General features: G+C 35.4%; 11 protein-coding genes. 10 read left to right on the top strand and 1 reads right to left on the bottom strand.

All coding sequences use genetic code 11. The features are described 5' to 3' along the window. The first annotated feature begins 155 nt into the window (after positions 1-155). The 10 genes from M014_RS0108850 (at position 156) to M014_RS0108805 (ending at position 11,090) form a co-directional block, all read left to right on the top strand. Positions 156-1,523 (top strand): aldehyde dehydrogenase, encoded by a 1,368-nt coding sequence (locus tag M014_RS0108850; protein WP_026591405.1) that lies wholly within the window; start codon positions 156-158, stop codon positions 1,521-1,523. Between the two features lie 235 nt (positions 1,524-1,758). Beyond that, complete coding sequence (gene potA / locus M014_RS0108845) at positions 1,759-2,742, top strand: spermidine/putrescine ABC transporter ATP-binding protein PotA (protein WP_026591404.1); 984 nt, start codon at positions 1,759-1,761, stop codon at positions 2,740-2,742. Beyond that, entirely contained in the window at positions 2,739-3,584 is an 846-nt protein-coding gene (locus tag M014_RS0108840; RefSeq protein WP_026591403.1) for an ABC transporter permease, read from the top strand. Before potA ends, M014_RS0108840 begins: the two co-directional genes overlap by 4 nt. Before the next feature lie 6 nt (positions 3,585-3,590). Next, on the top strand, positions 3,591-4,391 hold the full coding sequence (potC, locus tag M014_RS0108835) for a spermidine/putrescine ABC transporter permease PotC (RefSeq protein ID WP_026591402.1): 801 nt from the start codon (positions 3,591-3,593) through the stop codon (positions 4,389-4,391). A gap of 41 nt (positions 4,392-4,432) precedes the next feature. Continuing rightward, positions 4,433-5,482 carry a polyamine ABC transporter substrate-binding protein gene (locus tag M014_RS0108830; protein WP_026591401.1) on the top strand — a complete coding sequence of 350 codons (1,050 nt, stop codon included), beginning with the start codon at positions 4,433-4,435 and terminating at the stop codon, positions 5,480-5,482. 59 nt (positions 5,483-5,541) lie between these two features. After that, on the top strand, positions 5,542-6,189 hold the full coding sequence (locus M014_RS0108825; RefSeq protein ID WP_026591400.1) for a phosphatase PAP2 family protein: 648 nt from the start codon (positions 5,542-5,544) through the stop codon (positions 6,187-6,189). 222 nt (positions 6,190-6,411) lie between these two features. Next, positions 6,412-8,607: an MMPL family transporter gene (locus tag M014_RS0108820; RefSeq protein ID WP_026591399.1), complete on the top strand. Its 2,196-nt coding sequence runs from the start codon at positions 6,412-6,414 to the stop codon at positions 8,605-8,607. 345 nt (positions 8,608-8,952) lie between these two features. Next, complete coding sequence (locus M014_RS0108815; protein ID WP_026591398.1) at positions 8,953-9,369, top strand: hypothetical protein; 417 nt, start codon at positions 8,953-8,955, stop codon at positions 9,367-9,369. Positions 9,370-9,469: 100 nt separating this feature from the next. Next, on the top strand, positions 9,470-10,384 hold the full coding sequence (locus tag M014_RS0108810; protein WP_026591397.1) for an RluA family pseudouridine synthase: 915 nt from the start codon (positions 9,470-9,472) through the stop codon (positions 10,382-10,384). Between the two features lie 100 nt (positions 10,385-10,484). Further along, the gene (locus M014_RS0108805; RefSeq protein ID WP_026591396.1) at positions 10,485-11,090 is read left to right on the top strand and encodes a DUF1648 domain-containing protein; all 606 of its coding nucleotides are present in this window, start codon (positions 10,485-10,487) and stop codon (positions 11,088-11,090) included. A gap of 210 nt (positions 11,091-11,300) precedes the next feature. Here M014_RS0108805 and M014_RS0108800 read toward each other — a convergent pair whose 3' ends face one another. After that, positions 11,301-12,101, bottom strand: a complete 801-nt coding sequence (locus M014_RS0108800; RefSeq protein ID WP_026591395.1) for a CAP domain-containing protein — start codon at positions 12,099-12,101, stop codon at positions 11,301-11,303. Positions 12,102-12,413: the final 312 nt, after the last annotated feature.

The raw sequence follows: 12,413 nt of genomic DNA, 5'->3' as shown, positions 1-12,413 counted from the left end.
GTTTTTTAGGTGGCAGAGAGGCTACGGTCAAGCATAGAAGCGGTCAGTTCCTCTTTTAGCTCCATGCGAAGTGAAAACAGAGAGAGAAAATGAGTGTAGGTCACATGTTGAACAATCAAAATGAATGTATATAAACATAGAGGGAGGGATAGTAGATGGATATCACTTCTATTGTGAACGAGCAAAAGTCATATTTTTATAAAGGTCGCACAAGAAATATAGAAGAAAGAAAGAAACATTTACAAAAGTTATATGAAGGGATTCAACGTTTTGAGTCTGATATTTTTCAAGCGTTAAAATTGGATTTAAATAAATCAGATCATGAATCATTTACGACAGAGGTTGGATACGTATTAAAGGAGATTTCCTTTTTAATGAAACATCTTTCTTCATGGAGTAAGCCAAAGCGCGTGCGTACAGCACTTACACACGCTGGTTCGAAGGGGAGAGTCGTTCCAGAGCCCTACGGTGTTACTCTTGTAATGGCTCCGTGGAATTATCCATTTCAACTTGCAATTGCACCCCTTGTAGGAGCCTTAGCAGCTGGCAACACGGTTGTATTAAAGCCGTCAGAATTGACACCTAATGTTTCTAGTCTTCTTGTAAATATGTTACAAGAGTTATTTCCAGCTGAACTTGTTACGGTTGTTGAAGGCGGTATTGAAGAGAGTACAGCACTGTTAAAAGAGCCGTTTGATTATATTTTCTTTACTGGTAGTGTAGGGGTTGGCAAGATTGTTATGGAAGCGGCAGCGAAAAGCTTGACACCTCTTACGTTAGAGCTTGGTGGGAAAAGCCCATGTATTGTGCATAATGATGCAAAATTAGAAATAGCGGCAAGGCGTATTGTTTGGGGGAAATTTTTGAATGCGGGACAAACATGTGTTGCGCCGGATTACATATATGTTCATTCTTCTATAAAAGAACAACTTATTGAAGCACTGCGAATGGAAATTAAAAATCAATATGGAGAAAAACCTCTACAAAATGAAAATTACGTTCGGATTGTCAGTAAACGTCATTTTGAAAGGCTATGTTCTTTTTTACAAGATGGCAGTGTTGAAATTGGCGGAAAATACAATGAAGAAACTCTACATATAGAGCCAAGTGTTGTAACGAATATTACGTGGCAGGATTCTATTATGGAAGATGAAATTTTTGGTCCGATTTTGCCGATTATGGAGTATGAAAATATAGAAGATATCATTGGGAAAATTCAACGACAACCTAAATCATTAGCTTTATATGTATTTTCAGAGAGTAAAGAAATTCAAAAACAAATTACGCGTAATATTTCATATGGCGGTGGGTGTATAAATGACGTTGTGTATCACCTTGCTACGCCATATTTACCCTTTGGTGGCGTTGGAAGCAGTGGATTAGGAAGTTATCATGGGGAGCAAAGTTTTCGAACATTTTCGCACTATAAAAGCATTTTGTCTCAATCTACAGTATTTGATATGAAAATTCGTTACTCTTCTACAAAAAGTGCTTTAAAATTTATACGAAAGTTGTTAAAATGATGATGGTGTTTATCAGTAGGCGTAGCCGTATGATAAAAACCCCTTCTCGCTTGAAGGGGTTTTTCTGTTCGACATGTGTATCATGCGAAAATGAATCAAACATACTACATAAAGAATAGAAGAGGACGCTGTTAAATAATTATTTTTGTTTGGATCGAAACAAAAAAATCTATAGAAAACTAATATTTATTCATGAATATAAAAATTAAAAATTTGAGATAGATAGGACGGGAAAATGAAAAAGATTATTAAAGTTGAAGCAGTAGAAAAACATTTTGGAGATCAAGTGATTATTCCACCTCTTTCTTTAGACATTAAAGAAGGAGAATTTTTAACAATTCTTGGACCGAGTGGTTGTGGAAAAACAACGTTACTTCGTATGATTGCAGGTTTTGAAACTCCAACAAAAGGTAACCTTTTACTTGATGAAGAAAGAATCAATGACTTACCGCCTTATAAGCGTCATATGAACTTAGTGTTCCAGCATTATGCATTGTTTCCACATATGACGGTGGAGAAAAATATTTGTTTTGGTATGAAGATGCAAAAAGTATCAGCGGCAGAACAAAAAGAGCGTGCAGAAGAAGCGATGCGTTTAACGCAGTTACTTGAATTCCGTAATCGTAAGCCTGCTAAGCTTTCTGGTGGACAACAGCAGCGTGTTGCAATTGCAAGAGCAATCGTAAATAATCCGCGTGTATTATTACTAGATGAGCCACTTGGAGCACTTGATTTTAAGTTAAGAAAAGATTTACAACGTGAGTTGAAAAACTTACAGCGTAATTTAGGAATTACGTTTATATATGTAACGCACGATCAAGAAGAAGCAATGAGCATGAGTGATCGTATTGTCGTTATGAATAAAGGGCATATCGAGCAGATCGGAACGCCAAAGGAAATTTATAAAGCGCCAAAAACAATGTTTGTCGCGACATTCATTGGTGAAAATAATATTATAAAGAATGGGGAAAACAACGTAGCAGTTCGCCCTGAAAATGTGAAAATACGTTCGGTTGAAGAACCAATTTTAAAAGAATACCATCTTGGACATATTGAAGATATCGAGTTTGTTGGAAATATGGAGAAGCTTTATGTACGTGATGAAAAAACAGCAGAACTATTAATGGCATACCAAACTGCAGAGGGAGCAGCGCAGTGGAGTATTGGGGATAATGTATACGTAGGCTGGGAGCAAGAGGATGAGGTGACCTTAAATTGAAAAAAGGGAAACTACTCGCATTACCTACAGTTACATGGTTACTAATCTTCTTTTTAATTCCGCTTGTATTCGTATTAGCATTTGCGTTCTTGCAGCGCGGGGCATATGGAACAGTGGAGATGCAATTTACGTTAGATAATATATCTCGTGTGTTTGATCCCTTGTATATGAACACATTATGGGAAACAGTGAAAATTGCAGTGATCACAACAGTACTTTGCTTACTCATTGGTTACCCGTTTGCATATACAATTACAATTGTTGATCGTAAATATCGTTCGATTTTACTATTATTAGCAACGATTCCGTTCTGGATCAACTTTCTTGTGCGCTCGTATGCATGGATTGTTATTTTACGTTCACAAGGGCTTGTAAATACAGTATTACTAAAGTTAGGCGTTATTAATGAGCCACTAAATTTACTGTATAATACACCATCTGTAGTATTAGGAATGGTATATTCTTTACTGCCATTTATGATTTTACCAGTGTACGCAGCAATTGAGCAGCTAGATAAACGTAAATTAGAAGCAGCATATGATTTAGGAGCAACACCGATGAAAGCGTTTTGGAATGTAACATTACCAATGACAATGTCAGGGGTTGCTACTGGTTCGATTTTAGTATTTGTTTCATCTATTGGAATGTTTGTTGTATCAGACGTTATGGGTGGATCAAAGGTAGCGTTAATCGGAAACGTTATTCAAAACCAATTCTTAGGTGCACGTGATTGGCCATTTGGATCAGCGTTATCCATTATTGTCGTTCTGTTCTCTGTTCTGTTAATTTACTTATATTATCGTGCAACGAAAGTATATAAATACGGAAACGGAGGGGAATAGACAAAGATGAAGAAGTTTTTAGTCTCTTATTCTTGGTTAATTTTATTGTTCTTGTATTTTCCAATGATGATTCTCATGGTATATTCTTTTAACGATTCTCGTATTAACGCGGAATGGGAAGGATTTACGTTCCATTGGTATACTGATTTATTTCAAAAGCAAGATGTTATTGATGCATTTGTAAATAGTATTACAATCGCGATTGTGACGACAATTGTGACAACGGTTCTTGGTGTGATTTTCGCTGTTGCATTACATCGTTATAAATATCGTTTTGAAGGGGCAATTAACGGTCTCGTATATTTACCAATTTTAATTCCTGATATTTTAATGGGATTATCTTTACTTATTTTATTTAGTCAACTTGGCATTGAACTTGGACAAGCAACCATTATTATTGCCCATATTACATTTAGTATTTCATTCGTTGTTGTCATTTTAGCAGCACGTCTTTCTGGAATGGGCCGCGATTTAGAAGAAGCAGCGAATGATTTAGGAGCAACTCCGTGGCAAACGTTTCGTTATATTACGCTTCCTGGAATTGCACCGGGTATTATTTCAGCGGCATTATTAACATTCACACTATCAATCGATGATTTTGTGATTAGTTTCTTCGTATCAGGTCCAGGATCAACAACATTGCCATTATACATTTACAGTATGGTGAAGCGCGGAATATCACCTGAAATTAATGCTCTTTCTACAATTTTAATTGTTGTAATTGTTGGATTAATGGTTGCATCAGAGATCTTCCGTAAAAAAGGTGCAGATGGTGAAGAAAACTCCGGAGGACATCTTCCGCTATAACATAGAGAACAAATTATAAAGAAAGAGGAGGTAATTCATCAATGAAATGGATGAAAACAGTAGCTGGTGCAGCGATTAGCTTCAGCCTTGTTGCCGGCCTATTAGCTGGGTGTGGTGAGAAGAAGGAAGAGCTAAACATTTATAGCTGGGCTGATAATTTTGATGAAGAAGTAATAAAAGATTTTGAAAAGAAATATAATGTCAAAGTTAATTATGATAAATACGCAAGTAACGAAGAAATGCTTGCGAAATTGCAAGCTGGCGGTGCAAAATATGATTTGATTCAACCGTCAGACTACATGGTTAAAACGATGGCAAAAATGGATTTACTAGAGCCATTGGATAAAAAGAACATTCCAAATGTAAAAAATCTTGTTTCAAACTTTAAAACACCTCCATTTGATCCAGAGAATAAGTACTCGCTTGTATACACTTGGGGTGTAACAGGAATTGCTTACAATAAAAAGCACGTAAAAGAAGCACCAACAAGTTGGAATGACCTATGGAATGAGAAATATAAAGGCCATGTTACTTTATTAAATGATTCTCGTGAAGTATTAGGAATGGGTCTGAAAAAGAATGGATTTTCAAATAGCACACAAAATGATGCTGAATTGAAGACAGCAGCTACTGATCTGCAAAAGTTACTTCCTAACTTACTTGCGTTTGATACAGATAATATTAAACAAAAATTTATTACAGAGGACGCTTGGATTGGGACAGTCTGGTCTGGAGATGCAGCGTTCATTGCAAAAGATAATAAAGATATAGAGTATGTCGTTCCAAAAGAAGGCGGTACAATTTGGGCGGATACATTAGCAATTCCAAAAGGTGCGAAACATAAAGAACTTGCAGAGAAGTTTATGAACTACTTAATGGATGAAAAAGTAAGTGTGAAAAACTATGAATCCATTGGATATAGTAATCCAAATGAAAAAGCATGGGAACTTCACAGTAAAGAGTATCGTAATAACCACATGATTTTCTTATCGAAAGACGAGTTGGCTCGTACAGAGTGGCTTGTTGATGTAGATAATAAATTAAAAGAGTATGATCGTTACTGGACGGAGTTAAAAACAAAAGGCGAATAAGTACCAAAAATGCGGTTTCTGAATAGAAATCGCATTTTTTCATAATAGGAGGAAAAGGTTTGAAAAGAAAATTACATCGATATGAGCTCGCTTGTATCATCTTGTTGTTTGTTGCATTTGCTCTCATTGCTTGGAGGATACAAGCAGGTGGTGTGACAACAATTGATTCATATGTGAAAGGGCTTGTAAGAGGATTACAAACAGAAAGTTCACTTTCATTTTTTTCATATTTTACAAAATTGGGATCTGCAATTGGAATTATAGGTACGCTTACGCTTAGTCTTTTCGTTTTTTGGAAGAAGCGCTATTATGTGGCAATGGTTGTTTATCCTATGGCTGTACTAATCACACATCTTGTGAATAAAGGAATAAAAGAAATAGTGAAAAGAGATCGTCCGAGTTTAAATGAAGCGTTTGATGCCCTTGGATATAGTTTTCCAAGCGGCCATGCAATGCTATCAATGGTTACGTATGGATTTCTCGCTTATATCATTGCTGCAAACGTAAAAAATGTGGCTGGGAAAGTTGTTATTACGATTGCGATGGCATTGCTAATCATATGGATTGGATTAAGCAGAATTATTTTATCTGTACATTATCCGACTGATATTTTAGCTGGCTATTGTTTAAGCGGTATGTTATTAATTATTGCTATTTATTTTCATCGTTTGCTTTCTGAGCGATTTGGAACAAATCAAGAAAGATAAAAAACATCCGGAAATTCCTAGAGTACTGGAATTTTTGGATGTTTTTTATTCAGCTATTTGTGGGCAGTAAAAGCGCGATTGATCAGGGCTAATAATCGGTGAGGAATGAAGAAAAAACCTACTGATTAAAGTTTCACTTTATATTATGTTATGCCATTGACTATGGTAAGATGTGCTAAAATATAGTGGGATTCACTAATTATATAAAGTAGGTGAAGATGTGTGAAGACAAATGTACATAAAATAGATAACTGGGGGAAACTAGGTACTTTTTTTTATCGATTTCGTTATACAGTCATTGCTTCATTAGTCGTGTTAGCAATAGCACTCGGTATTTTCGCACCAAAACTTCCAGGGGTATTAGGAGGCGATGGTTTTCAAACAAAAGGAGACTATCAAACGACAAAAGCAATTTTAGATAAGGATTTTAAACAGTCTCAAGATGCGCTCCTTCTCGTTTTTCAGAAGAATAAAGGAGTTTCAAACGAGGATTTTCAAAAACGAATAGAAGAAATTATAACAAAAATTCAAAAGAAAGAAACATATGATTCATTCCATCATCCATTAGAAAATAAAGAAATGTTACAAGATGATATTGCGTATGCGACGATTTTATTTTCCGGGAAAACAAGTAAAGAACGGAATGAAAAGACATTAAAATTTGCAAAAGAAATAAAAAAGGAAAGTAACGATACGTTGAAGGTATCACCCACAGGTTTTCCAAAGATTAATGAAGAAATTAATGAGCGCACACAAAATGATTTGAAAGTAGCAGAAATGATTGGACTGCCAATTGCTTTTCTTGTATTACTATTTTCATTTGGTAGCTTGCTCGCTTCCATCTTGCCGATTTTAAATGGGGCACTTAGTGTTATTAGTACAATGGGAATTTTATATTTTATCGGTGTAGATAAAGAATTATCTATTTTTGTATTAAATGTTGCACCGATGATTGGGCTTGCTTTATCAATTGATTTTGCATTGTTATTTGTGAATCGGTTTCGTGAGGAAGTGGCACATCGTACAGTAAAAGAGGCAATAGCTGTTACGTATCAAACAGCGGGTCGTGCGATTGTATTTTCAGGATTATGTGTATTTGTAGGTTTATCTGGTTTGTTTTTCTTTGAAATTGATTATATTCAGTCTGTTGCGATTAGCGGGATGATTGTTGTTGTGATGAGTATTTTATTTTCACTTACACTTCTTCCAGCCTTGCTATCGTTAATAGGAAAGCGATTACTGAAAAAGAAACAAACTGCACCTCGCACTTCCAATATGTGGCGTAAGTTTGCTCAATTTGTAATGAAGCATCCTATTATGATGATTGTCGTTGTTACAATGTTTATTCTCATCTGTTTGTTACCGCTTCGTACTGCCAATCTTCAATTTCCTGGTGTAGAAGCATTGCCAGAGAAAAGCGATACGCGAATGGCATATGAGAGATATGAAGAGGCATTTAATAAAATTGTGAAAACGCATGCTGATGTTACCTTGGTACTAGAGACGAAGCAGAAAGTAACTGAGAAAGATAGTCTACAAAAGATAGAAGGTATTATTCAGAAGCTGGAAAAAGATAAGCATGTATACAAAGTAAAGAGTTTGTATAGTGAGCTAAATGGAATGACAGCGGAACAGATTGCTACATTATTACAATCACCTCAGCGAACACAAATAACACCTGTATTTGATGCTTATACAAAAGGAAATAAAACAACCATTCAAATTTTCTTAGACACAAAGCCTAAAGCGGAGACTGCGAAGCAATGGGTTCGTGATTTTAAAGACACCTATAAAGATGATGGTATTACATATTATTTAGGTGGTATGACAACATTTCAACAAGAGCTAGAGGATGAAATTAAAGATAAAGTTGTGATTGGTATGTCTGTCATATTCGGCTCTACTTTCTGTATTTTATTATTTGCATTCCGTTCTATACTCATTCCAATTAAGGCGATTGTGATGAATATACTTAGTTTAAGTGCAACAATTGGAATTGTGATTTGGCTATTTGAAGGTGGACATTTTGGATTAGAAGCAAGCTCAGTTTTATTTGTGCTACCGATTTTTATATTCGGTCTTGTATTCGGCTTAAGCATGGATTATGAAGTGTTTCTTATTTCTCGTATCCATGAATTGTATGAAGAGACAGGAGATAATGATGTGGCAACGTTAGAAGGGCTTGTATCAACAAGCCGTATTATTACATCAGCTGCTCTTATTATGATTGTTGTAACAGGAGCATTCGCCTTTACTGATATTTTACCAGTAAAGCAGATGGGGCTTGGTGTAGCACTTGCTATTTTTCTTGATGCAACGATTATTCGGCTTATGCTTGTGCCAAGTTTAATGAAAATGTTCGGAGATTGGAACTGGTGGCTGCCGTTTCGAAAGAAAAAAGTAAAATCATTAGATTGAAAAAAATGTTCATCTTGCAGAAAGGTCACTGGAAAACGAAAGTTTTTCAGTGGCCTTTTGTTGATCTATAAGACTTTCCGTATATATTTATTTTAATTTACTGGTATATCAATCGCGGCTAGGAATACAAAAGCAGATCGCTTCTCATTTCCTACCGTTGTTCTCACAAGGTATGGAACGAAAAAAGGCAATAACCGCCTTTACATGATCGGATACTCTCCCATCCAAAAAGAAAAGTTTTTAGCAGTTTCTCTTATAGATGAGTGCTTTTTTTATGAATAGCATTGTCCACTTTTTGCAAATAGTATGTGGTAAGGACAATACATATAAAAGCAGGTGAAGACAATGTTTCGTTATTTTAAATTTAAGTTAAATGATACTGTACAGTTTGCAGAAAATGATGGGCACATGTATCGCATTGTCGGCTATAGACTCGAAAAAGGATTTTACCCAAAAGATGAATGGACTCATATTATTTATGAATTACTGAGAGAATTTGATGGGTATACAATGGATGCTGAAGAAGAAGAACTTGTGAAAGTCATTCAAGTAGAGGAAGAATATTATAAAATACATGAGATGTCCGGTTATCGATATCCAGTGAAAATGAAATCGAAGCCAAAAGTTTCTAAGGAAGAAACAATAGATAATTTACTGGATGCTTACAACGACTATAGGCGATTAGCAGACTTTTTTAAAGATTTATCTTATGAGCAAAAAGCAGAAGAAATGTTACAAGAAATTAAGAAATTACGTGCTTAGAGGGCAGTCTATTATGTAGACTGTCTTTTGTTTTAAACGATGCATTATCAATCATTTTCCGTTACAATAATAGAATCAATAGAAATAAGGTGGATAAAGCATGGAAATGAAAAGAAAGGGAGAATGGTGTGAAATTACCGTTCCAACTAAATGGAGCAGTATGAGCATTGATTCCTTGTTAAAAGAAGAGTGGAGCGTCCCAAAAAAGCTATTACATCAACTTCGTATGGAAAAAGGCATTATCGTCAATGGAGAACGAAAAGGATGGAGTGAATCTTTACAAGAAGGGGATAAATTGCAAGTTCATATGTTTATCCAGGAGGAGTATGGTGTCCAGCCAGAGTTCGGTGATTTAGAAGTGATATTTGAAGACGATCATGTATTAATTGTAAATAAACCTGCGCACATGGATACGCATCCTTCTAGCAAAGGTGGAACAGGAACACTTGCAAATCTTGTTGCTTTTCATTTACAAATGCAAGGTGTAGAGACGAAAGTACGTCATATTCATCGATTAGATAAAGATACAACGGGTGGTGTTGTATTTGCGAAACACGCAATCGCGGGTGCTATTATGGATCGATTATTAATGGAACGTAAAATTAAAAGAACATATTTGGCATTGGTAGAAGGAAAAGTAAAAAAGAAGCAAGGAAGGATTGACGCAGCGATTGGAAGAGATCGACATCATGCAACGAGGCGCCGTGTGTCTCCAAAGGGTGATCATGCGGTAACACATTATAAGGTAGAGGAATATTTTAAAAACAAAGATGTGACGCTTGTAACATTACAATTAGAGACAGGAAGAACTCATCAAATTCGCGTTCATATGAGTCATAGTGGTCATCCGCTAATTGGTGATACGTTGTATGGTGGACAATCCACATATATGTCAAGTCAAGCCTTACATGCCATGCGGATTGCTTTTTTACATCCTATTACAAAAGAAGAGATCACAGTAGAGGTTCCGCTTCCAAATCATTTAAATAGCATTCTGAAATCTTTCCAAAAATAGAACAAGTAAAGTTTTTCTGTTTAGTTGAGAAAGATATTTTTTTGCAGGAAATTTTTTGTGAAAATAGAAGCCGTAAATAGAAAAGAGAGGTGAAAATTACTTGGTAAGATATAAATATATGATAGGTATATTTCTTGCTTGTTTTCTATTTACGTTGTTTCTATCTCCATATTTACCGAATTATCTAGCGGTGCACTGGAATCAGGATGGTGAACCAAATGAATATGCAAGGAAACAAGTTGTTATGTTATTTATTCCCTGCCTTATTATTTGTCTTCATGGCCTGTTGTATATCATTTCACATTACGTATATAAGTTCAATGAGAATGATCGCAATATTGTGATGAGATTTAAAGAAAATGTATCTCTATTTTTATTATTTATTCATATGCTTATTCTTGTCATTGGTATCGGAATCGATATACCATTTCAAATTGGCCTTATAATAGGAATTAGTGCGTTTCTTTTTATGGTTAGTAAAGGATTTAAAAAAGGAAGAAAAAAAGAAGAGGAGCCGATTGTGTTACAGAAAATACGTTTGTTTAGTCAACGTATATTTCAATACATGTCGTTTATCATATTAATTTGTTTGTTTTTGAAACTACAATGGGGATTTTATCTACTAATTGGTGTGATTAGCTGTGGATCTATTTCTTTTATGTTTTGTATTTTGTATTCATATATACTAGGAAATTATGAAATATAAAAGGAGTCTTCCGTAACAGGAGATTCCTTTTATATAAATCTATTTTGACTTATCTTTTAACATATCAGTTGTGGCTATGAAGCACATAAGGAGCCCTGCATCCATTGTCTCCTTGTGATTTCATATGACATGGGACAACGAAAAAGGATCCGACCGCTTCTATGTGCAGCCGAATCCTCTCCCCTCTAAAAAGAAAGGTTTTTATTTATATTACTTCGTAATAAATTGTTGTGTCCAGTAGTTTCCGCTTTCCACATAGCCAACACCGATGTGAGTGAAACCGCTATTTAAAATATTTGCACGGTGACCTTCACTATTCATCCAAGCTTGTACAACTTCTTCAGGTGTACGTTGACCTTGCGCGATGTTTTCACCAGCAGATTTATAAGAAATACCAAACTTCTTCATCATATCGAATGGAGATCCGTATGTTGGGCTATTATGATCGAAGTAGTTATTTTTTTGCATATCTTCAGATTTGATACGTGCAACTTTGCTTAATTCAGCGTCAACTTTTAATGCTGGTAAACCTTGTTTTGCACGCTCAGCATTTGTTAAATCAACAACGCGTTGTTCAAATTCGCTTAAAGAACCTTTTGCTTCTTCAGCAGGCTTGTTTTCAGCCGGTTTTTGTGTTTCGTTGTTGTTTGTATTGTTGTTATTTTCAGCCGGCTTTTGAGCCTCTGGTTTTGTTGTTTCTTCAGCAGGTTTGTTTTCAGCTGGTTTTTGTTCTACAGGTTTAGTAGTTTCAATTGGTTGCTGACCAGGAATGAAGCAGTTCCCTTGCTGGAATTGTACTTGATTCCATTGTGCTAGAGATTTAATTCCCATAGATTGTAAGAAAGATTGTAATTCTTGTTGATTCATATGTTGCATAACAACTTTAGTTTGCTGAACATTTTGAACCTTCATTGTAGATGGTTGCATTGTTGCTGCTTCCGCACTAAGAGTAGATGCTCCGAATGTGAATGCAGTTGCTGCTGCGACAGATAATAAAACACGTTTTTTCATGACATGTGTCCCCCTATATAAAAGTTTTGTAACTGTTCTTACACAGATTTGTTTTTAACAGCCTGTCTGACTGACAAATTCATCGTAGCATACAAATTGCCGGAAAAAAGATGGAAAAAAATACATAGACTATAAAATTTCCTATTTTATCCTAGATTTAAATATGGGGTGAACTGAGAGAAAACTAGATTGTAAAAGGAATTTTCAGCATTTTCAGCCTCAGTTATAAATGCATTATTTTGGGTATAATTACCTTTTGGAGAAAGAGAGAAACCATTCCCATCAAGGGTTTTAGTATTTTTTTGAGGAATA

This window comes from Bacillus sp. UNC437CL72CviS29, assembly GCF_000482345.1.
Taxonomy (GTDB): domain Bacteria; phylum Bacillota; class Bacilli; order Bacillales; family Bacillaceae_G; genus Bacillus_A; species Bacillus_A arachidis.
This window is presented reverse-complemented; position numbering and strand designations above follow the sequence as displayed.